Source organism: Sphingomonas sp. DC4900 (assembly GCF_049896485.1).
Lineage (GTDB): Bacteria > Pseudomonadota > Alphaproteobacteria > Sphingomonadales > Sphingomonadaceae > Sphingomonas > Sphingomonas aquatilis.
In genome coordinates, this window is sequence record NZ_JAFCUK010000006.1 from 28,430 (window position 1) to 50,305 (window position 21,876).

At 67.4% G+C, this 21,876-nt stretch carries 13 protein-coding genes; 5 read left to right on the forward strand and 8 right to left on the reverse strand.

What is annotated here, in order from left to right; genetic code table 11:
* Positions 1–11: 11 nt before the first annotated feature.
* Positions 12–1,748 (reverse strand): gamma-glutamyltransferase, encoded by a 1,737-nt coding sequence (ggt, locus tag ACP690_RS08855; protein WP_426260857.1) that lies wholly within the window; start codon positions 1,746–1,748, stop codon positions 12–14.
* Positions 1,748–5,146, reverse strand: coding sequence for a TonB-dependent receptor domain-containing protein (locus ACP690_RS08860; RefSeq protein ID WP_426260858.1), 3,399 nt, complete (start codon positions 5,144–5,146; stop codon positions 1,748–1,750). The genes ggt and ACP690_RS08860 overlap by 1 nt, the downstream gene beginning before the upstream one ends.
* Positions 5,147–5,314: 168 nt before the next feature.
* On the opposite strand from ACP690_RS08860, the gene ACP690_RS08865 reads away from it, so the two are divergent.
* Positions 5,315–5,860 (forward strand): RNA polymerase sigma factor, encoded by a 546-nt coding sequence (locus tag ACP690_RS08865; RefSeq protein WP_426260859.1) that lies wholly within the window; start codon positions 5,315–5,317, stop codon positions 5,858–5,860.
* Positions 5,857–6,792, forward strand: coding sequence for a FecR family protein (locus ACP690_RS08870; protein ID WP_426260860.1), 936 nt, complete (start codon positions 5,857–5,859; stop codon positions 6,790–6,792). Before ACP690_RS08865 ends, ACP690_RS08870 begins: the two co-directional genes overlap by 4 nt.
* A 6-nt stretch (positions 6,793–6,798) precedes the next feature.
* Here ACP690_RS08870 and ACP690_RS08875 read toward each other — a convergent pair whose 3' ends face one another.
* The 5 genes from ACP690_RS08875 to ACP690_RS08895 form a co-directional block, all read right to left on the reverse strand.
* On the reverse strand, positions 6,799–7,848 hold the full coding sequence (locus ACP690_RS08875; RefSeq protein ID WP_426260861.1) for a LacI family DNA-binding transcriptional regulator: 1,050 nt from the start codon (positions 7,846–7,848) through the stop codon (positions 6,799–6,801).
* On the reverse strand, positions 7,848–9,341 hold the full coding sequence (locus ACP690_RS08880) for a tryptophan halogenase family protein (RefSeq protein ID WP_426260862.1): 1,494 nt from the start codon (positions 9,339–9,341) through the stop codon (positions 7,848–7,850). Before ACP690_RS08880 ends, ACP690_RS08875 begins: the two co-directional genes overlap by 1 nt.
* Positions 9,338–10,369: a cupin-like domain-containing protein gene (locus ACP690_RS08885; protein WP_426260863.1), complete on the reverse strand. Its 1,032-nt coding sequence runs from the start codon at positions 10,367–10,369 to the stop codon at positions 9,338–9,340. The genes ACP690_RS08880 and ACP690_RS08885 overlap by 4 nt, the downstream gene beginning before the upstream one ends.
* The gene (locus ACP690_RS08890) at positions 10,362–11,084 is read right to left on the reverse strand and encodes a SapC family protein (RefSeq protein WP_426260864.1); all 723 of its coding nucleotides are present in this window, start codon (positions 11,082–11,084) and stop codon (positions 10,362–10,364) included. Before ACP690_RS08890 ends, ACP690_RS08885 begins: the two co-directional genes overlap by 8 nt.
* Positions 11,085–11,192: 108 nt before the next feature.
* Positions 11,193–14,219 (reverse strand): TonB-dependent receptor, encoded by a 3,027-nt coding sequence (locus ACP690_RS08895; protein ID WP_426260865.1) that lies wholly within the window; start codon positions 14,217–14,219, stop codon positions 11,193–11,195.
* Between the two features lie 201 nt (positions 14,220–14,420).
* On the opposite strand from ACP690_RS08895, the gene ACP690_RS08900 reads away from it, so the two are divergent.
* Positions 14,421–16,697 carry a beta-glucosidase gene (locus ACP690_RS08900; RefSeq protein ID WP_426260958.1) on the forward strand — a complete coding sequence of 759 codons (2,277 nt, stop codon included), beginning with the start codon at positions 14,421–14,423 and terminating at the stop codon, positions 16,695–16,697.
* 55 nt (positions 16,698–16,752) lie between these two features.
* Positions 16,753–17,946, forward strand: a complete 1,194-nt coding sequence (locus ACP690_RS08905; RefSeq protein WP_426260866.1) for an MFS transporter — start codon at positions 16,753–16,755, stop codon at positions 17,944–17,946.
* A gap of 64 nt (positions 17,947–18,010) precedes the next feature.
* Here ACP690_RS08905 and ACP690_RS08910 read toward each other — a convergent pair whose 3' ends face one another.
* Entirely contained in the window at positions 18,011–20,506 is a 2,496-nt protein-coding gene (locus tag ACP690_RS08910) for a TonB-dependent receptor domain-containing protein (protein ID WP_426260867.1), read from the reverse strand.
* Between the two features lie 207 nt (positions 20,507–20,713).
* On the opposite strand from ACP690_RS08910, the gene ACP690_RS08915 reads away from it, so the two are divergent.
* Complete coding sequence (locus ACP690_RS08915; RefSeq protein ID WP_426260868.1) at positions 20,714–21,817, forward strand: GDSL-type esterase/lipase family protein; 1,104 nt, start codon at positions 20,714–20,716, stop codon at positions 21,815–21,817.
* Positions 21,818–21,876: the final 59 nt, after the last annotated feature.

Sequence of the window (21,876 nt, forward strand, 5' to 3'; positions counted from 1 at the left end):
GCTTCGGTGCGTCACTTGACGGGAACGGCAGCGGCGTCGGGGCGGCGGGTGTCGGCGGCGCCGAGGAAGCGGTCGCCCTCGACCATGATCGACTGGATCGAGCCCATCGTGTTCGAGCGACGGACCTTGTGGCCCTTCGCCTCGAGCAGGGGCACGATGTCGGGCGAGAAGCCTTCCTCCAGCTCCAGCGCGGCATCGCCGCCGCCCTGGTTGATGCGGGGCCGTTCCGCCGCCTCGCTGACGTTGAGGCCATGGTCCATGACGTTGGAGAGCAACTGCACCATCGTCGCGATGATATAGCCGCCACCCGGCGTGCCGGTGACCAGCCAGGGGCGGTCGTTGTCGAAGACGATGATCGGTGTGATCGTCGATCCGACGCGCTTGCCCGGCACCGGCAGCGTGGCGCGGCGTTCGGCCGCGGCGCCGCGGCGGCCCCAGGCGAGATTGCCGAGCGAGTTGTTCAGCAGAATGCCGGTGCCCGGTGCGACGACATGCGCGCCATAAGAGGCGGACAGCGTATAGGTGTTGCTGACCGCGTTGCCCGCCGCGTCGGCGACCGAGAAGTGCGTCGTGTCGCGGCTTTCGTACGGATAGGGGTTGCCGTCGGGCACGTCGTCCTTGCCCAGTGACCGATCGGGGCGGATCAGCTTGGCGCGCTGCGTCGCATAACCCTTGCTGGCGAGGCCGATCGCCGGTGTTCGCCAGTCGGGGCCGCCGCCCACCAGCCGGCGGTCGGCGGACACGATCTTCATCGTTTCGGACAGCAGGTGCAGATTGGCGACACTGCCCCATTTCTGCGCGCCGACGGGGAAGGTTTCGAGGATGTTCATCGCCTCCGCGACGCTGACGCCCGAGGCGGTCGGCGGCATGTAGGCGATGCGCTTGCCGCGATAGCTCGACCAGATCGGCGTCGAGACGATCGCGCGATAGCCGGCGAGGTCGGCGGCATCGATGACGCCGCCGCCAGCGCGAATGCCCGCCGCGATGCGGGCTGCGAGCGGGCCGGTGTAGAAGCCGTCGCGACCCTTGGCGGCGATCGTCTTCAGCGTCGCGGCGAGATCGGGCTGGCGGAACGTCTCGCCAGCGGCATAGGCGGCCCCGTCGGGCTTGAAGAACATCGCCATCGCCGCGGGATCGTCGGCCATCAGCTTGCGCTGTGCCGACTGGGCCTGTGCTTCGTCGTCGGAAAGAATGACGCCCTGTTCGGCCATGGCGATCGCGGGAGCGATCAGCGTGCCCCAGGGTAGCGAGCCGAAACGCCGGTGCGCCTCCCACAGTCCCGCGACGGTGCCGGGGATGGCGACGCCCTTCATCGACATCACCTTCTTGGCGTCGACCTTGCCGTCCGGACCAAGCAACAGATCGTCGGTGATGTGGCGCGAGGCCTGTCCATAATAGTCGATCGCGATGTCCTGCGCGGGTTTGCCGTCCTTCGCCGCCATGTGGACGAGCATATAGCCACCGCCGCCGACATTGCCCGCGCGCGGCAGCGTCACCGCCAGTGCGAAGCCGACCGCCACCGCGGCGTCGACCGCATTGCCGCCCTTGCGCAGGATGTCGGCACCGACCGCGGCGGCGAGCTTGTTCTGGCTGACGACCATGCCGCCGCGCCCGACGATCGGCTTGTGGATCTGGTCGTAGGCGACGATGTCACCGCCCGATGGCGAGCGCGCCTGCGGCTCTTCCTCCTGGGCGATGGCGAGCGATGGGACGAGCAACAGGGCGAGGGCGAGGTGCCGCACGCGCATCAGAAGGACGCCCGGATGTTGGCATACCAATAGCGGCCGTACGGATTGTACAGCGATCCGAGGAAGCCGTTCGACGACAGCGGCGGGGCCGCGTTGGTGAGGTTCCTGACACCGATCCTCATGCGATACTGGCCTTCGCGTTTGTTGCCGACACTGACTTGGCCGTAGAGATTGTACGTCATCTGGTCCTTGATCAACCACGCCGCGCCGGTCGAATCGATGAGGCCGGTGTCGTCGACGTCGCTGGTATATTGGGTGAAGCCGCCGAGCTGGAACCAGCGGTAATTCCACATCGCGGTGCCCGTTACACGCCAGCGCGGCTTGCCGTTCTGGCGGACGAGGTCGCCCGCATCGGCGATCGAGGTGCCGGCATTGATGGTGCCCGCCGCGCGCGCGTCGATCAGCTGCTGGATCGGCTGCGAGGGTTCGAGGAAGAAACGGCGGAGATAGGCGGCGTTGGCCGACAGCGTCAGGCGCCCCGCGCCAAAGTCCGGCAACCGCCAGTTGAGACCGAGGTCGAGGCCCGACGCCTCCTGCGGCAGCAGGTTGACGTAGCGGTCGTTGACGAACAGCACGCGGCCCGCCGGTTGCAGGCCGGAGCCGGCGAACAGCGCGATATCGTCCGCGGTCGGCGCGGCGCGCACGACATTGGCGTTGGTGGTGCCCTGTACGCGAGCCAGATAGTCGGCGATCAGCGCATTGCCTTCGCCGAAGATGCCGACGATCCCCTTCTGCTTTACGTTCCAATAATCGGCGGTCAGCGTGATCCGTCCGATCGCGGAATCGAGGAAGTGCGGCTCCAGCACCACGCCCGCGCTCCACGTCGTGGAGGTTTCGGGCTTCAGGTCGGGATTGCCGGCGCGCTGCGCGCTGATCGCGAAGGATTGGGCGCAATTGGCGAAGGAGCTTATCGCCCCGGTGCGCAGCTGCGCCTCGCAGCGGACATAGTCGACGCGGGTGTTCGAGCGGGTGACGACGCGCGCGTTGATCTGTTCGAGGTTGGGCGCCTTGAACCCTTGCGCATAGCTGCCGCGCAGGCGGATGCCGCTGACCACGTCCCAGGCGCCCGCGATCTTCGGCTTCGCGACCGAGCCGACGTCGCTGTAATGTTCGAACCGTCCCGCCAGCTGGAATTCGAGATTGCGCACCAGCGGCACGTTCATCGACGGGCTGATGACCGGGACGGCCAGTTCGGCGTAGGCCGCAAAGACGGTGCGGCGGCCGCTGGTGTCGGGCGACGGGCTGGTGCCAACGAGGTCCGAGCCATAGGTGATGCCGCTGACGCTGTCGGTGAAGGTCGTCGTGCCGTCGACGCGCGGATCGCGGTCGTCGAGCTGCGTTTCGCGACGGATTTCGGCACCGAGCGCCAGGCCGAGATTGCCGCCGGGCAGCGACAGCAGACGGGCGTTGGACAGCTTGAGGTCCGCCAGCGCCAGCGTCGCCTTGCTGAAGCGCGTCGTCTTGATGCGGATCGCCCGAAGCGCCGCGTCGTTGCTGGGCGTCGCATCGCGGCCCGAGGGCGTGGTGAGGTCGCTGCCGTTGAAGGGGTTGTAGGCATCCGGCGTCGACAGCGCCAATTGGCGCTGGAGCAGCGTCGCGCTGATCCCGTCCGACGTGTCGCGCACGCGCGCTTCCGAATAGAGCGCGGCGCTTTCCCACTGGAAGCCGAGCCAGTCCCAGCGCAGCCCGGCCAGCACGCGATACTGGTCGTTTTCGACGTGGACGAGGTTCGGGCCGGCGTCGGCGACATTGTAGCTCGACAGCGTGACGGCGAGCCCACTGGCGGGCGCGTTGATGCCGGGCAGGCGGTTGGGGTTGGCCGCGCCGTTCAGCGTCGTCGGACCGAACGGATTATAGTAATTACTCGCCGGCACGATGATCGGCAGCGAACTGAGCGTGCCCGACGATGACTGGATGCTGTCGGTCGTCGCCTTGTAATAGCCGGCCTCGCCGAACAGCTCGAGGCCCGGCGTCAGCTCGTAATGGCCGTTGGCGAACAGGTTGATCCGCTCGACCGAGGGGATGATATAGGTGTTATAGGCCGCGCGCGGATCGAAGCGCAGATTGCGGTCAGCGGCGGCGGTGTTGGTGCCATCGTCGATGCACAGGCCGTTCTTGAGGCCGGTCGTCGCATTGGTCTGGCAGCCGGTGTTGGTGAGCGGCTGGATGTGGAACTGGCCCGAGGCGTTGGTCAGCACGGTCGTGCCCTGACGCACCTGGACGTTGCCGACCGTCTGAAACGAGCCCCAGGGCGTGATCGACGAGCGGCCGTCGAGCGCGGTCGCGCCGTCGAAGCGCGTGCCGGCAAACAGCGGGCGCTTGTCGTCGGAGGCGGTGTAATCCTGTTCCGAACTGCGCAGCGGCGTGCGGTTGGTGTAATTGGCGAACAGCGTGATGTTGCCGCGGCCCTTGCCGATGTCGGTGCCCACCAGCAGGTTGACGGTGCTTTCGGTCTGGCTGGTGCGCTCGGGGTAGCCGACCTGCCCTTCGATCTGGACGCCGGTGAAATCGGTGCGCAGCACGGTGTTGACGACGCCCGCCACCGCGTCCGAGCCGTAGATGGCGGCGGCGCCGTCGCGCAGCACCTCCAGCCGCTCCAGCCCGAAGACGGGGATGGCATTGGTGTTGTAGGTCAGCACGGGGACGAGATTGTCGTCGGCGCGGCTGGTCGGGTGATTCACCACGCGGCGGCCGTTGAGCAGAACCAGCGTGTTGCCGACGCCGAGGTTGCGCAGATTGACCGAGCCGACGTCGCCGCGTGCCGCGTTCGAGCTGTTGGGCAGATACGAACTGTTGAACGTGACGTCGCCCAGCTGCGGGATCGAGCGGAACAGCTCGTCGCCGCTGACCGCGGCGGTGGCGGCGATCTGCTGTTCGTCGACGATCGTGACGGGCAGAGCGGCGGTGTTCTTTGCGCCCTTGATCTGCGATCCGACGACGACGATGTCCGATGCAGGCGCCGCGGCGCCGGGGTCGGCGTTGACCGCCGCTTCGACCGCGGCGTTCGAAGGCGCGAGGCGTTCGTCGCCCACCTGTTGCGGGGCGGGTGCCGCCTGGACGAAGTTGACGGGCGCGAGCGACGCCGTGTCGACCGGCATCACACGCACGGTGCGCGGTCCGGTATAGCGCCAGCCGAAGCCACTGCGCGCGAGCAGCATGTTCAGCGCGGCGTCGGGCGTATAGCGGCCGGCGATCCGCGGCGCCTGGCGATCGGCGACGGCGGGATCGGTGAAGACGAGCTGCAACCCGGCCTGCCGCGCCACGCGCATCAATGCCTCGTCCAGACGGCCGGCCGGCACGTCGATCGCAACGATCCGCTGTTCTTTCGCCGCCGCCGCGCTCGGCAACATCATCGCCGTCGCGCATGCGGACAGCAGCAGTCGATAGGCCCTGGTCATGTCGTGTCCCCCCGGATCGGTATCGCAGCTTTCAGCTGCCCCCGATCCTATCGACGCAACGCGGCCACCAATGCGAACCCCATGCACGACATTTCTTTACATTTTTACGTCGCGGGGTTCGCGATTCGCCTGAACCCGCGTCATAGAGGACAGGGGGGACGCACGGACGTGCAGCAGGATGCGAACAACCGGATGGCGCCGGCCGGCGAGGGGGAGCGCGCGACGATCGTGGCCGACTCGCTCGGCGCCTATCGTGCCGCGCTGCGGGCGTTCGTCGCGCGGCGCATCGCCGATCCGCACGAGGCCGAGGATCTGGTGCAGGAGGCATGCGCGCGGCTGATCGCCACCGCACAGCAGCGGTCGCTCGAAGAGCCGCAGGCCTATCTGTTCCGCATCGCCGCCAATCTGATCGCCGATCGCGGCCGCCGCGGGCTCGTGGTGGTGCCGCTGACCGACGAGATGCATCCGTCGATCGCGCCGCGACAGGAGGAACGCCGCCGCGTCGTCGACCTGCAACAGGCGCTGGAGGCCGCGCTCGCCGAACTCAGTCCGCGGGCACGCACGATCTTCGTGATGCGCCGCTTCGATGAAATGGGGACGGGCGATATCGCCCGCGCGCTGGGGATTAGCCCGCGCATGGTGCAGAAGCATCTGACGCATGCGGTCAGCCACCTCTACGCCCGGCTGGGCCATCTGCGCGAGGTGACGCCGTGAGCGATCGTAACGATCTGGGCCGGCGCCGCGATGCGGTGTTCGATGCGCTGCTCGGCGAGCGGGCCGACGATCTCCACCCCGACGATCGCGCCGAGGCCGCCGCGTTCTGGGACTGGCTGGGCGAACAGCCACGCCCCGCGCCGGTGCGCGACGTGCCGCGCCGGCCGGTGTGGATCGGATGGGCGGCGGCCGCGGCGCTGGTGCTGACGGTCGGAACCAGCACGCAGCCGTGGCTGGCGGATGGCGACACGCATGCGCCGTCGACGCGCTATGTCGCCGGGCGGGCGGAGCGCAAGGTCATCCGTCTGGACGATGGCTCCACCGTGATCCTGGGCGCCCGGAGCGCGCTGACGGTCAGCTTCACGGCCGACCGGCGTCGCTTGGCGCTGGAGGGGGGCGAGGCCCTGTTCCAGGTGGCGCACGACACCAGCCGGCCGTTCGTGGTGCAGACGCCGTTCGGCGCGGTGACCGCGGTCGGCACCGCCTTCGACGTGACGATCGGTCGCCGGGCGGCCGATGTCGCGGTGACCGACGGCACGGTCCGCGTGACAGTCGCGGTCGATGCGCGTGACGAGGGCACGCCGGTCGCCAAGCTGGCACGCAAAGGCGAACGCGTGGCGTTCGGGACGATGGAGCAGGGCGGCGCGCGCATGGGCTTCATCAGCCAGGCCGAACCAGTCGGCGTCGCCGATGCCGACGCCTGGACGCGCGGCCAGCTCGTCTTCCACGGCGAGCCGCTGGAGGAGGTGATCGACGCGGTCAATCGCTATGCCGTCCGTCCCGCCGACGAGCTGTCGCTGACCGATCGCAGCGCGGCGCGCACACCGGTCTTCGGCATCGTCGATCAGGGCGATCCCGCCGCGATCCGCGATCTGATCGATCGTCCGGAGGCCGTCGCGCCGCGTCGCGACGGAGCGATGGCGCTGCGGTGATGCCCGCTAACGCGGTGCGCCGGTGGAGGCGCGGATCGCGAGCGTCGCGGGGACGATGAGCGGTTCGGTCGAGGGTTCGCGACCCGCTTTGTCGGCGATGACGCGCTCGACGGCGTTGGCGGTGACCTCGGCGATGGGCTGAACAATCGCGGTGAGCGGCGGGTGGACGAAGCGGACGATCGGCGTGTCGTCGAAGCTGACGATCGACAGGTCGGCGGGAACGTCGAGGCCGCGCTCGCGCGCCAGTTCCAGCGTGGCGAGCGCCATCTGGTCGCTACTCGCGACGATCGCGGTCGGCGGGGTCGCGCCGTCCAGCAAAAAGGTGGCGGCGGCGCGGCCCGATGCGAAGCCGAAATCGCCCTGCGCGAGCAGGCCGTCGGTCGAAAGCTGTGCATCGGCCATCGCCTGGCGCCAGCCGTCGACACGCCAGCCGCTCAACGCATAATCATCGGGACCAGCGATGAAGCCGATCCGTTCGTGGCCGAGGCTGATCAGATGGTCGGTTGCGAGCCGGGCGGCGCCATCCTCGTCCATCGCCACCGCAAAGCCGCTGCCGGGCTGGCGCGAGCCGATGCGCGCGAAGCTGATGCCCTGCGCCTCGAGCAGCTGCGTGATCAGCGGGTTTTCCGAATGCGGCGGGGTCAGGATCACGCCATCGGGTTGCAGCGCGGCGATGGCGCCGAGCAATTCGCGCGCAATATGGTCGCTATGCGTGTCGATCAGCTCGACCATCAGGCGATAGCCGTGTTCGGCACAGGTCAGCATGCCGCCGAGCAGCATCTGGTCGACCCAGTCGGTGCCTTCGCGATTGCGCCACCCGGCGATGGTACGTTCGCGATCGTTGAGCGCGACGATCAGATAGGATCGCGACCCCGCCATGCGCTGCGCCGCGATCGAGGGGACGTAGCCGAGCTTGGCGATGGATGCCTGTACGCGCTCCATCATCTCTGGCCGGACGTTCGGCTCCTTGTTGATGACGCGGCTGACGGTCTGGAGCGAGACGCCCGCATCGGCGGCGACGTGGCGGATCGTCACCGCCTGACGACGGCGGACCATCAGGCGGGCGCCGCGCCGCAATAGCGCGCGACATAATCGGCATGGGCGGGCAGGCCGCGCACCGTCGTCGCGACGCCTTGGCGCAGGCCGCCGAGGAAGCGGGCGAGTTCGTCGTCGGGCAGCTTGGCGGCGATCGGGTGGTGTGTCTGCGGCACGATGCCCTGGCCCAGCATCACCTGGATCCAGCTGTTTTCCGCGAACAGTTCGTCGTTGCGGCGGAAGACGCGGCCGGTCTCGCGGAACAGGCCGATCTTCTGGGCGAGGCTGTCAGGGATGTCCATCGCGGCGCACTGACGCCAGAACGGGGAATCGCGGCGTTCGGTGACCTTGTAATGCAGGATCAGGAAGTCGCGGATCTGATCCATGTCGGTCAGCTGCTGGTCGTTGAATTCGGCGATGTCGTGCGCCGAGATAGCACCCGCCGGCGGCAGCAGGCGGATCAGCCGCAGGATCGCGCGCTGGATCAAGTGGATGCTGGTCGATTCCAGCGGCTCCATGAACCCGCCCGCCAGACCGATCGCGATACAGTTGCGGTGCCATTGCTTGCGGCGCGCGCCGGTGACGAAGCGCAGGCGATTGGGCTCGGTCAGCACCGCGCCCTCGAGATTGCCGAGCAGGCGGTCGAGCGCGGCGTCCTGCGACAGATAGCGGCTGCAATAGACGATGCCGTTGCCGACGCGATGCTGCAGCGGGATGCGCCACTGCCAGCCGGCGTCATGCGCCATCGCGCGGGTGAAGGGGACGGGCGGGCGCACGCTTTCGGTTTGCACAGCGATCGCCGCGTCGCACGGTAGCCAATGGGTCCAGTCGTCATAGCCGACGTGCAGCGCCTGTTCGATCAGCAGCGCGCGAAAGCCGGTGCAGTCGAGGAACAGGTCACCCTCCACCCGCGTGCCGCCGTCCAGCACCAGCGCGGCGATGTCGCCGCTCTCGCCGTCCAGGTCGACACGGGCGATCTTCCCCTCGATCCGCGTCGCGCCATCGCCTTCCGCCATGCGGCGGAGGAAGCGGCCGTACAGTGTCGAATCGAGCTGGTAGGCGTAGCTCATCCGGTCGTCGGGCAGATGCGCGAACTTGCCGTCGCGCGCCGCGACCAGCTCGAGGCAATAGTCGTCGTAGGACTCGGTATGGCCGCGCGCCTGACCGTCGAGCCAGAAATGCTGGAAGCCGGCGGCCCAATGGTCCTTGCCCGTCAGGCCGAAGGCGTGGAAGTAGCTGTCGTCGGGGCCTTTCCAGCCGTCGAACTGGATGCCCAGTTTGAACGTCGCCTGCGTCGCCGCCATAAACTCGGCCTCGTTGATGCCGAGCAGTCGGTTGAAGGTGATGAGCGGCGGGATTGTCGATTCCCCCACGCCGACGGTGCCGATCGCATCGGATTCGACGAGCGTGACGGTCGCGGTGCGGCCGAGCGTGCGGGTGAGGGCGGCGGCCGCCATCCAGCCGGCGGTGCCGCCGCCGGCAATCACGATACGGCGCGGGGTGACGGCGTTCATCGGCTGAGCGCCCGCAACAGATAGGCGCGCAGCCGCGCGGCGAGCTCGGGTGTCATCGGGTCGAGCACGCCGCGGCCCCCTTCGGGGATATGTGCCGTCACGGCGTCGTCATTGTCGAAGACGTAATAGTCGAACATATCGCGCCAATGGGCCTTCTGGTCGGCGGGAAGGTCACGGATCGCCATCAGTGCGTGGTTGAGCGCCTCCTGCGGCTGGCCCATCCAGCGCGGTGTCTGGCGCCACCAATAGTTCACCAGCACGTTGAAATCGTCCAGCCCCTCGACATGGTGCCACCATAAAGCCGGGATGTAGAGTGCGTCGCCGGGTGCCATCTCCACCATTTGCCCATGCGTCATCGCCTCGGCGAAGCGCGGATGGCGGGCGAGATCGGGGTTGTGGAAATCGACCATGCTGACCGCGCGGCCGGCGGGGGTGTTGTCGACGGGGCCGAGATGAAGGTTGCGAAACTGGTCGCGCGGGAACAGCGTGAAGCGCCGGTGCCCGACCGCGACGACCGCGAGATTGTCCGGCACGTCATTGTGCGCGGCGATGCGCGTGCGCGTGCCCATCCAGATGCTGGCGAGCGGCTCACGCGTCCCCAGATCGATATGGTTGGCGGCATGCAGCCCGTCGAAAAACTGGTGCATGTCGATCGAGGCGAGATAGACGGCGGGCGCCTCCGCCTGTCCGGCGAAGGAGGCGATGCGCGCGAAAATCTCGGGCAGTTTCGCATCGAACGTGCGGAAGTTCATCGCCATCGCGGCGTCATAGAACAGGCGGCCGCCACTGCCTGGCTGGCCGACCGCGACGGTGAAGGGGCGATCGCGATGATGGCGCAACAGATAGTCGCGCGCTGTGTCCGCCGATTGCAGGCCGGCGCGGACCAGCGGCCAGTCGCGCGCCAGCCCGCGTACGACGAAGGGCGTGTCGGCCGTGCGCAGCCGCGCGTCGAGATCGGCGGCGTCGGCAACCGTGACTTCGGGCACGGCGGCAAGGCCGGCCAGCGGCCCCGGATCCGCCTCAGCCATGGGAGAGGCGGCGGTTGCGGCGCTCCACCAGATCGCCGAGATGCGCCAGCGAGGCGATCGCCATATACATGGGCTCCAGATGGCCGCCGGCGTGCAGGTCGGCGAGCGCCGCTGCGTCGAGCGCCGCGAGCCGATCCTCATCGATGATGTGGAAGCCGACCAGCCGGTTGCGGGCGCCGTCGTCCAGCGTCACGTCAAGCGTGAAGGGTTCGAGCAGGTCGTAGCGCTGAAGCGCGGCGAAGAAGGCGGGGGCGGCGCGATAGCCCTCGTCGAGCGTACCGAGCTGGCCGGCGATGCGATCCAGATAGGGGGTGGGCTGGCCGAGTTCGTCGAACAGCCGCGTGCCCTCTCCCGTAACGCTGATCCGGGGGGAGGACAGGTCGATGTGGACCTGCCCCGGTCCCTCATGCGTGGCACTGCCGCCGATCAGGAAGGGCTGTATCTCCATCGCCAGGGGGCGATAGCGCGCGTCCCAGCGATCGCCGTCGAGGAACAGGTTTTCACCATTTTCAAAGCCGAACATGGCGAGCGCGGTGAAACGGTCCCGCGTGTCACTGAGCCTGAAGAGGATGGGGTAGGTGGCTTGTACCGCGCGGAATTCGGTGGGGACGGTGATGCAGCACATCTGGGCGTCGCCGAGGGCCGCATTCCGCTCGGTACGGATGGCGAGATCGCGGTGCGCCTCCGCGGTCAGGATCGCGTGCTGGCTGGTCATCGAACGCACCACTCTCGGTCAAAATCTGCTCGTGCGCAGGGGTGCCGTCCCTGCACGAAAAAAGCCAGCCTTCTCTGGAGGGAGAAGGCTGGCAGGCCCGTGGGGGACTTAGAAGGTGAAGCGGGCGCCCGCCGAGTAGCGCGCATCCTGCTTGGTCACGAAATTGATGTTGCGGTCCGAGCGAAGGTGGCCGCCGCGATTCTCGCCGAGGATGTTGATCCCTTCGGCAAAGATCGTGACGCGTGGCGTGATCGCATAGCTGATCGTGCCGTCGAGCTGGCCATAGGTGTTGACGTAGACCGGGTTGGTGCCCGCTGCGGCCAAGAACCCCTTGCGCCAATTGTAGGCCGCACGCGCGTTGATGCCGTATTTATCGAAGAACAGCACGGCATTGGCGCTGTCCGACAGACCCAGCACCGCAAATTGCGCAACGCTCGAGGGCTTGGTGTTGTCGTACTTCTGATTGCTGTTGACGATCGTGTAGTTGAGGATCGTGCCGAAGCCGGTGTTCCAGAAATTGTGCTGGATCGCGAATTCGAAGCCATCGATCGCGGCGGTCTGGCTGCTGTTGAACGGCGTCGAGACGATGAAATTCACCAGCGGATCATTCGCCTGCGCGATGATCGTGCCGTTGACCACCGAGCCCGGATAGTTGGTGCCGATGTAATCGCGGATGTTGGCGAAGGTCAGATCCTGGCCACGCGCGGTAAGAGCTGCGACCGCCGCCTGATAACGGGGGCCGTTATACGGCGTGGTGATGCCCGGGATCGTCGTGTTGACCTGGGTCGTGCTGATGTAGTTCGACACGTCCTTGTGGAAGTAGCCGACCGAGATGTAGCTGTCGCGGGTGTAATACCATTCCGCCGACAGATCGATGTTCTTCGACTTGTAGGGCACGAGGTTGGGGTTGCCGACCGCACCGGTGCCGCCACCGACGCGGAACAGCTGGTCGATCCGGCGACCGCCCTGCAGGCTGCCGTAATCCGCACGGGCGATCGTATGGCTATACGATGCACGCAGCTTGACGTTCTCCAGCGGCTGGAAGTCGAAGTCGACCGAGGGCAGCCAGTTCTCGTAACTGCCCTTGAACGTCGTGAAGCCGCTGCCCTGGAACAGCACGTTGAATTCGTTCTGCGAATTCTGCCGTGCGCCGACCGGCGTCGGCACGAGCGCAGACGCGGAAACGTCGGTATGTTCGTACCGCAGCCCGGCGATCAGGTGCGCGGTGCGCGAGAACAGGTCGAACTTGCCGTTGAACTGAGCATAGGCCGACATCGTCTTTTCATGGACGCGCGAATCGGTGTTGTACGGGATCAGGCACTGGCCGTTGCCACCGCAGATCTTGTACGCCTGGTCGAGCAGCTTGACGACGCTCGGCAGGTCGAAGCTGTAGAACGACTTGATGATGTTCGGATCGTTCGCGCCGCTGATCCCGGAGAACTTATCGGGGATGCTGGTCAGCTTGAACAGATTGTCGGGCAGCAATGCCGCCGCCGCGGCGCGCTGCGCCGGGCTGTCGCCGCCGGTGCCGCCCCAGGTATCGTTCTGCAGGACGCTGTAGGCCGAGCGCACCTTGTTGTCGGTATATTCGGTGCCCCAGTCCAGGCTGTCCATGAAGCCGTGGCCGTGATCGTAATGGCCGCGCACCATGATCTGGTTGATCTCGTCGCGGAAATAGGAATTGCGGAACGCGTTGCCGGTGGGGACGATATTGGCCGCATTCAGCGGATCGATACCCGAATACATGTTGTACGAGATCACGGGCAGTTCGTGATCGAAGTTCAGCGTCTGGTTCTGGACGCCGAAGACGGCGGTGCCGACCGAGTTGCTGTTGCCGTACGGGCTGTTCGGCTTCGATTCGGCAGTCGAGTGATGCGCGTCAAGCGTCATCGTCACGCCACCCGGGGCGTTCCACGTCAGGTTGCCGCCGAGCGACTTGTTTTCGTTGCGCACCGACGTCTGCGACGCCGAATAGGCCAGATCCTTGGTTTCGCCCGCGCCGAAGCGCTCTGTGTAGAAGATCGGGCCGGCGACCGGGCCGTTGGTCCACGCGCTCAGCGTGTCGTTGTGGTTGTACCAGATGCCGACGCTATTGTCGCGAATGTCGATCGTGTTGCGCGCGTAGGTGTAGTCGATCGTCGCAGTCAGATCGTCGGTCGGACGGAATTGCAGAACCGCCTGGCCGTTGATGCGCTCGCGCCGGCCGTTGACGACGTCGTAGCCGCCGTTCTGCGGCACCTGATAGACGTCGGTCGCCTTCGGCCGGTTGGTTATATTGGCGTAGCGCGGGTCGCCCGGCATCGCCAGCGACCCCCAGTTGTTCTCGTTACCCAGATAGCCGTCGCGCCAACCGATGTTGGCGGTGTTCGAACTGAAGTTGCGGCGCTGGTAGGTGCCGTTGATCAGGATCCCGATCCGGTCGTCGGCGAACGTATCGGAAATGATGCCCGAGATTTCGGGCGTGACGTCCTTGCGGCCGTTCTGCGAGGTGTCGACGACGCCGCGCGCCGCGATCGACCCGCGCAGGCCGGGCTTGTCGAGCGGACGGGGGGTGCGGACGTTGACCGTCGCGCCGATGCCGCCGGTCGGAATGCTGGCGCGACCGGACTTGTAGACCTCCAGCGCGGCCACGCCTTCGGACGCGAGCGTGGCGAAGTCGAACGCGCGCGAACCCGGCGCGCTGTTGCCGTCGCCGATGAACGACGTCGGCATCTGACGGCCATTGAGCGTGACGAGGTTATAGTCGGCGCCGAAGCCGCGGACGGTGACGAACTGGCCTTCACCGTTCGACCGGTCGATCGACACGCCGGTGATGCGCTGCAGCGATTCGGCGAGGTTCGTGTCGGGGAACTTGCCCATGTCCTCGGCGCTGATCGCGTCGACGATGCCCTGGGCGTTGCGCTTGATGTTGACCGAATCGCGCAAGCTGGCGCGGATGCCGGTGACGACGATGTCGCCATCGGCCTGGCCCGCGGTGCCGTCGGCGGTGGTGGGCTGCGGATCGGTCTGCGCCGGGCCGGTCTGGCCGACGGTGGCGGCGGCATCCTGCGCCGCGGCGGCAGCCGGCAGCATCAGGGCGGCGGTCGAGACGCCGATAGCGAAGTGCGAAAGCAGGCGAGCATGGACGCTGCGCATGGAAATCCTCCCCAATAACAAAAGGGCGCGGTTGTCGCCGCGCTTCTTGGGAACGTTCACTCGTGCAAAGGCCCGAATGTGTCAAGACGTGTCCGGGGTGGGCGATCCGCAATTGTGAACGTTCTCTGGACAGGCTGGCAGAAATGCAACACAAGCGGCCAAAATCGGATATTCGGGAGGATGACGGTGACGAAGGCAAGGATGGCCGGCGGGCTGGCGACGATCGCGCTGGTCGCAGCGGGCATGATCGCACAGGCGCAGGCGCAAACGGCACAGGCGGCTTCGGCGAGAGCGCAAACCCCGGCGAACGACGAAACACGCGGGCCCTCGTCGCCCCGTGCCCGCGCCGACCGGATCGTCGCGCGGATGACGCAGGCGGAGAAGCTCGCGCTGGTCCACGGCCTGTTCCCGCCGATGGCGGCGGGCAAGACGCCGAACGAACTCATCCCCTCCGCCGGCCATATCGACGGCATCCCGCGCCTCGGCGTGCCGCTGGTGCGCGAAAGCGACGCGTCGCTCGGCGTCGCCAATCAGGTGGAGCAGCGCAAGGGCGACGTCGCTACCGCGCTACCCTCCAGCCTCGCCACGGCGGCGAGCTTCGATCCCGCGATCGCACAGGCGGGCGGCGCGATGATCGGATCGGAGGCGCGCGACAAGCGCTTCAATGTGCTGCTGGCCGGTGGCGTCAATTTGACGCGCGATCCGTGGAACGGTCGCAACTTCGAATATCTGGGCGAGGATCCGCTGCTCGCAGGCACGCTGGGCGGCGCGCATATCGCCGGGGTCCAGTCGAACAACATCGTCTCGACGATCAAGCATTTCGCGCTCAACTCGCAGGAAACCGGCCGCATGGTGGTCGATGCGCGGATCGGCGAGGCGGCGCTGCGCATGAGCGATCTGCTCGCCTTCCAGATCGCGATCGAAAAGGGGCATCCCGGATCGGTCATGTGCGCGTACAATAAGGTCAACGGCGACTGGGCGTGCGAGAACAAGCACCTGCTGACCGATGTGCTGAAGCGCGACTGGAACTATCCCGGTTGGGTGATGAGCGATTGGGGCGCGGTGCATTCGACCGTGAAGGCGGCCAACGCGGGGCTCGACCAGGAATCGGGGCAGGAACTCGACAAGGCCATCTATTTCGGCGCGCCGCTGGCCGAGGCGGTGGCGAAGGGCAGTGTCTCCGAGGCGCGGCTGGACGACATGGTCGCGCGCTATCTGACCGGCCTGATCGAGACGGGCGCGTTCGACCGGGCGGTGCCCGCACGCACCGTGACGCCCGATTACGCCGCGCATGCGCTGGTCGCACAGCGTACCGCCGAGGCGGGCATCGTTCTGCTGAAGAATCAGGGCGACCTGTTGCCGATCGCGCGCACCGCCAAGCGGATCGTCGTGATCGGCGGCAATGCCGATGTCGGCGTCCTGTCGGGCGGCGGGTCCAGCCAGGTGCGGTCGGTCGGCGGGGCGCCGGTGGAGATTCCGCTATCGACCGGCGGATCGGCCTCGTTCGCGCGGATCACCTATCACGCTTCCTCGCCGCTCGACGCATTGCGCAAGGCGCTGCCGGGGGTGAAGGTCGATTGGGTCGACGGGCGCAACTTCAACGCGACGCTGGACGCCGCGCGCAAGGCGGACCTCGCCATCGTGTTTGCGACGCAATGGACGACCGAGGCGGACGACGTGCCCGACCTGCATCTGCCCAACCAGCAGGACGCGCTGATCGCTGCGATCGCGGAGGCTCAGCCGAAGACGATCGCGGTGATGGAAACGGGCGGCCCGGTGCTGATGCCCTGGATCGCCAAGGTGCCGGCCGTGGTGCAGGCCTGGTATCCGGGCCAGCGCGGCGGCGAGGCGCTGGCCGCAATCCTGACCGGCAAGGTCGCGCCGTCCGGCCGCCTGCCGATCACCTTCCCCGCCGACGCCTCGCAGCCGCCGCGCCCGCGGCCGGTGGGCCTCGACACAATGACCGACCTGCAGGCGGCGGCAGCGGCGAACCCGGCGGCGGCCTCCAATTATCAGCTGCAAAGCTTTCCGGTCGAGTATGTCGAGGGCGCCGATGTCGGCTATCGCTGGTACGAGAAGAAGGGGCTGAAACCCCTGTTCCCGTTCGGCCATGGCCTCACCTACACGCGCTTCGCCTATAGCAACCCGGTGTTGACCGGCGGCAAGACGCTGAGCGTGACGTTCACCGTGACCAACGTCGGACGGCGCGAGGGCGTGGACGTGCCGCAGATGTACGTAGCGCGCGACGACGGCGCGACGCCGATGCGCCTCGGCGCCTTCACCCGCCTCGCCCTGAAGCCGGGCGAGACGCGGCGCGTGACGCTGACCGCCGAACCGCGCATCGTCGCCGATTACGACACCGGACTGCCCGGCTGGCGGATCGCGGGCGGCCGCTATCGGGTCGCGCTGGCGCAGGATGCGGCGGATCGTACGATGGTGTCGACCACGACGCTCGAAGCGCAGACGATGAAGCCATAGGGCACGGCCGCTGACGTGGATTGCCGGGCGGCGCAAAGGAGCGCAGGGGAGGGCGATGGCGTCCCGATTTCCCTTGCGCTCGCCCGGCTTCCTCGGGGCGGTGGCGCTGGCCAATGCCGGTGGCGTCATCGCCTATCTGCCGCTGCTGACTTTGCTGCTGCCACTCAAGGTCGAGGGGCTGAGCGGTGAGGCGCGGATCGGCGTCTTCACCGCCACGGTGTTCGCCGGTGCCATCGCCGCCAGCATATCGAACGTGCTGTTCGGCTGGCTCAGCGACCGGTCGGTGGCGCGCGGCGGCGGGCGACGGGCGTGGATGGCGGGCGGCGTGGCCGCGACCGCGGCGAGCTATGGCGGTCTGATCGTCGCGGCGACGCCGGTTGCACTGGTCGCGGCGCTCGTTGCGTTTCAAATCGCGGTGAATGCGCTGCTCGCGCCGATGATGGCGATCATGGCGGAAGAGGTGCCGGACGCGCAGAAAGGCGTCGCGGGCGGCCTGTTCGCGCTTGGGGGACCGCTCGCGTCGATCGTTTCGACCGTGCTGGTCGGGCAGGCGACGCTGACGGAGGCGGCACGGTTCGCGATCCTGCCGGCGGCGGTTGCCGCCTGTATCGCGCCGCTCCTGCTGGCCCGCGCGCGCATCGCGGTGGCGGATCGCGATCCGCGTGGCGACGTGCGCGCATCGCGGCGCGACCTGATCGTCGCGGGCGTGGCGCGCCTGTTCGTCCAGATCGCCGGGGTCGTGACGCAGACCTATCTGCTCTATTATTTCGAAAGCATCGTGCCCGCGGCGGAGCGAGCCGGATTGCCCGGCCGGATCGGACACCTGCTGACGATCGCGTTCATCGTCCCGTTGCCCGCGGCGCTGATCCTGGGCCGTCTGTCCGACCTGACGCGACGGCGGAAGCCCGCGATCCTGCTGGCCGCGCTGATCGCGGCGGCGGGGCTCGCAGGGATGGCGCTGGCGCGGGGATGGACGGCCGGGGCGGCGGCATTCGTCGTTTATACGCTGGGGTCGTCGGTGTTCGTCGCGCTCAACGCAGGCGTCGCGATGCAATTGCTGCCCAATCCACGCCATCGCGGGCGCGACCTGGGTCTGCTCAACCTCGCCAACACCTTGCCCTCCTTGCTAGGGCCGCCGCTCGCCTGGGTCTTTGCGACGCCGCACGATTTCGTCGGCGTGATGCTGGCGCTGGCCGTCCTGGCGGTGGGCGGCGGGCTGACGATGCTGTGCGTCCGGACGGAGCGATAGCGGATCGGAGGTGACGGCACAGGCGGAGACCGGGATGCCGGTCTCCGCCTGCCGCCTTCGCGCGTCAGAAGTCGAAGCGGATCGCGGCGCCGATCGTGCGGCCGTTGATCGAGCGCGCGCGGACCAGGCCATTGGCCGGGATCGCGGCGTCTTCCGCTTCGGTGATACCCTTTACGTTGAAGATGTTGTTGGCGTTGACGTTGATGCTGACATTGTCCGCCGGGCGGATCACGATGAAGCCGTTAACCTGCGTATAGGCCGGCATCTTCAGCTGGTTGACCGGCTGCGTATAGCTGGACGTGGTGCCGATGACGTTGGCGCCGACGCTGATCCGGCCGAAGTCCACCTGCGGCGTCGCCTGATAGACGAAGGACGCCTGCCGCTGCGGGCGCTTGCCGTTCAGCGTCGCGTCGGTCGCATCGCGCGTGATCTTCGAGTCCGTATAAGTGCCCGCGGCGGTCAAAGAGAACGGCCCGCGGCGGAAGCGGCCTTCCAGCTCGACACCGGTCGCTTCGTAATCGCGGCTGGTGAATTGCTGCTGCGAGAGCAGGTAGTTCGTCTCCTGCGTCCGCGCGTTGAACACGGTCGCGTACAGGCCGATCGGGCCGGAGTTGAACTTCACGCCGCCTTCGGCCTGCTTGACGAAGTCGTAGGGCTTAGCGCCGTTCACGAGCGCGCCGGTGGTGGTGTTGACCAGCGGGCCGAACAGCAGGCGATCGGCGTTGACGCGGCCGCCGCGGCTGTAGCGGGCGAAGACCGCGAGCGTGTCGCTGAGGCGATAATTCGCGCCGGCCGAATAGGACAGATAGTTGTAATCGTAGTTCACCGGCGCGCGGTTGGCGGGCAGGAACGCCACCGTCTGTTCGGCGGGCGAGATCACGCCATTGCCATCCATGTCCTGTGCACGCGTCGTAACCGCGCCCGGCAGATCGCCGCGGATGCCGCCCTTGGCCGAGCCGAAGTCGTAGCGGACGCTGGCATCGACGTTGAGCCGCCCGACCTCGAAGCCCAGCTGCGCGAATGGCGCGTTGGTGGTGTAGCGCACGTCATAGCTGCGGCGGCAGCAATTGCCGAAGAAGGACGCCGAATAGAGCGTGCCGCCCGCCGTCTGCGATACGCCCGCCGCATTCCGGATGTCGACCAGCACCGATCGGCCATCGCCCTGCACCGTCTGGAAGAAGGACGTCCACAGCCAGTCGGTCTTCACGTCCTGCCGCGAATTATACATGCCGGCCGCGATCGACAGCGCGCCGCCGCCCAGATCGACCTTGCCGTTGATGCGCAGGTCGTTGGTGATGTTGTCGAGGCTGTTGAGCTTCACGTCGAACAGCACGACGCTGGCGAGCAGGCCGTTGCCGCCCAGCGCCGACGGGTTGGTGATCCGCTGTCCGGCGAGCGGGCCGCTGGCGTAGAACAGCTGCGCATTGGCGCCGGCAAAGCTATTGGCGGTCGTCTGCGCGTCACCCACCGCGGCGGGGAAGGGCGAGACGAAGTCACCCGAGATCGCCGAATAGCGGAAGCGTTCGGTGATGTTCCAGCCGTCGGCGATGCGGAACTGCCCTTCGAACCCGACCGACTTCACGTCTGGATGCATGCCGTCGCCGATCTGCCGGCGGACGGGGTTGTTGTTACCATCCAGCGTCAGCACCGACTGGATGTAGCGGCTGTGCAGCGTATCCTCGTTGATCGAGAAGCCGGGGACGTTCTGGTAGTTCGGGTCGCCGTTGCTGCCCGTCACGCGCACCGGGTTGGGGAGGAAGGCGATGCTGCGGTCGTCGAGATACTTGCCGTAGAGGCGGATATAGCCGCCGTCGAATTCGCGGGTGATGTTCGCCTTGATCTGGCCGCCGCGCATCGCGTCATAGCCGACGTGGCGCGGACCGTCGCCGATCCGGTAGAAGCCGCTCATCTCATAGCGGGTGTTGGCGTCGATATGGCCGCCATAGGCAAAGTCGGCGCGATATTCGCGATAGTCGAGGCCGCTCGACAGCTGGAACGAGCCGCCGTCCTTCTCGCCCGTCTTCGAGATGAAGTTGATGATGCCGCCGGGCGAGTTGCTGGCGAAGGTCGAGGCCGAGCCGCCGCGAACCGATTCGATGCGGGCGAGCGACAGGTCGTTGCGGATGAAGATGTCGGCATTGCCGAAGATGATGTCGCCGAATTCCAGCACCGGCAGGCCGTCTTCCTGCAATTGCAGAAACTTCGAACCGCCCGAGGCGACGGGCAGGCCGCGGACCGAGATATTGGCATTGCCTTCGCCGCCCGATGCCTCGACGCGAACGCCGGGCAGGTTGCGCAGGATTTCGGCGGTGTTGCGCGGCGGGATCTTCGAGGTGAGATCGGCGTCAAGCGAGCTGACCGAGATCGACGTGTCGAGGCGATTGCGCCCCTGGGCGACGCCGGTGACGACGATGTCCTGACCCTGATCGGGCGCCGGCGCGGCGTCGGTCTGCGCGGTATCGTTCGCGGCCGTGTCGGCAGGCGCGGGCGCGACCTGCGCATGGGCGGTGCCGGCGATCAGCAGCGCGGCAGTGGTCAACAGATAATGGCGAGCCTTCATGCGATCCTCCCTGACACCGACTCTCTTTCGAAGTCTGCAGAACTGGCAATAGCACGACGGCAATCGATTGCAATGATCATTTTCAATCGATTGCGATTGCAGTGGACATGTGGCCGTTAAGAGACACGGTGGCGCGGCGCAGGCGCCCTTGGCGTTGCCGGGCTTCCTCTGCCATGACGAGTCCCCACGGCGGAGAGGATGAGGGTGATGCGACGGGCGATGACGGGATGGCTGGCCGGCGTGGTCCTGATCGCGGCCGCGCCCGCCGCGGGCTTGGCGCAACGCGTCACGCGCGTATCGACCCCGCCGCCGCGCCTCACCGCGCTGCCGATGGCGGTCCATGGGCGCGCGGCGCGGGACGGAGGGGAAATCGTCCGCCAGTGGCCGGGCGGCTATATGGAAACGGCGGTGCGCGGCAGCGCCGTGCTGGTCCGGGTGGGCGCGGGGGAGGTGGCGCTCCATGTTCTCGTCGACGGGCAGGTGGTGGACACGCTCGTCAAGCCCGCGCCGGGGCTCTACCGGATCGGCGGGCTGTCGGACGCGCGCCATGTCGTACGGGTCGAGGTCGCATCCGAAAGCCAGGCGGCGCCGACGGGCCTCGGCCCTTTCTACGCGGAGCCCGGCACCGTGGCGGCGCCGCTGCCCCGCCGTGCGCGGCAGATCGAGTTCGTGGGGGACTCACACACCGTCGGCTATGGTGTCACATCGCTCACACGCACCTGCTCGGAGGCGGATGTGTGGGCGACGACCGACACGTCCCGCGGCTTCGGTGCGATGCTGGCCCGGCGTTATGGGGCGGATTATCAGGTGAACGCGATTTCCGGCCACGGCGTCGTGCGCAACTATAATGGCTTCGCAGCACCGAAACTGCCCGAGGCCTATCCGTATGTGCTGTTCGATCGCGTTACGCAGGCGTCGGAGCCGGAGTGGCACCCGCAGGTGATCGTCGCGGCGCTCGGCACCAACGACTTCAGCACGCCGCTGCATGCCGGTGAGCGATGGGCGACGCGCGCGGCGCTGCACGCCGATTATGAGGCGACCTATCTGCGCTTCCTGCGGACGCTGCGGGCGCGCGATCCGGATGCGCTGATCGTTCTATGGGCGACCGACCTCGCCGATGGCGAGATCGCGGCGGAGGAAGGCAAGGTGGTCGCCGCGATGCGCGCGGCGGGGGATCGCCGCATCGTCTTCGTGCCGGTGACGGGCCTCGCCTTCGGGGGCTGCAACGCGCACCCCTCGCTCGGCGATCAGCGCATCATCGCCGATCGGATCGGCGCGGTGATCGCCGCCAACCTGCCCGGCTGGCGTTAGCGGGCAGCGGGGACCCCTAGGCGGTCATCCCGATGAAGGCTGGCATCTTCCGGTGGGAG

Excerpts from the sequence above, each read along its gene's own strand:
- ACP690_RS08875 (WP_426260861.1), bottom strand. The coding sequence starts at position 7,848 with ATGGTCCGCCGTCGTCAGGCGGTGACGATCCGCCACGTCGCCGCCGAT.
- ACP690_RS08885 (WP_426260863.1), bottom strand. The coding sequence starts at position 10,369 with ATGGCTGAGGCGGATCCGGGGCCGCTGGCCGGCCTTGCCGCCGTGCCC.
- ACP690_RS08895 (WP_426260865.1), bottom strand. The coding sequence starts at position 14,219 with ATGCGCAGCGTCCATGCTCGCCTGCTTTCGCACTTCGCTATCGGCGTC.
- ACP690_RS08905 (WP_426260866.1), top strand. The coding sequence starts at position 16,753 with ATGGCGTCCCGATTTCCCTTGCGCTCGCCCGGCTTCCTCGGGGCGGTG.
- ggt (WP_426260857.1), bottom strand. The coding sequence starts at position 1,748 with ATGCGCGTGCGGCACCTCGCCCTCGCCCTGTTGCTCGTCCCATCGCTC.
- ACP690_RS08910 (WP_426260867.1), bottom strand. The coding sequence starts at position 20,506 with ATGAAGGCTCGCCATTATCTGTTGACCACTGCCGCGCTGCTGATCGCC.
- ACP690_RS08890 (WP_426260864.1), bottom strand. The coding sequence starts at position 11,084 with ATGACCAGCCAGCACGCGATCCTGACCGCGGAGGCGCACCGCGATCTC.
- ACP690_RS08900 (WP_426260958.1), top strand. The coding sequence starts at position 14,421 with ATGGCCGGCGGGCTGGCGACGATCGCGCTGGTCGCAGCGGGCATGATC.
- ACP690_RS08860 (WP_426260858.1), bottom strand. The coding sequence starts at position 5,146 with ATGACCAGGGCCTATCGACTGCTGCTGTCCGCATGCGCGACGGCGATG.
- ACP690_RS08915 (WP_426260868.1), top strand. The coding sequence starts at position 20,714 with ATGCGACGGGCGATGACGGGATGGCTGGCCGGCGTGGTCCTGATCGCG.
- ACP690_RS08880 (WP_426260862.1), bottom strand. The coding sequence starts at position 9,341 with ATGAACGCCGTCACCCCGCGCCGTATCGTGATTGCCGGCGGCGGCACC.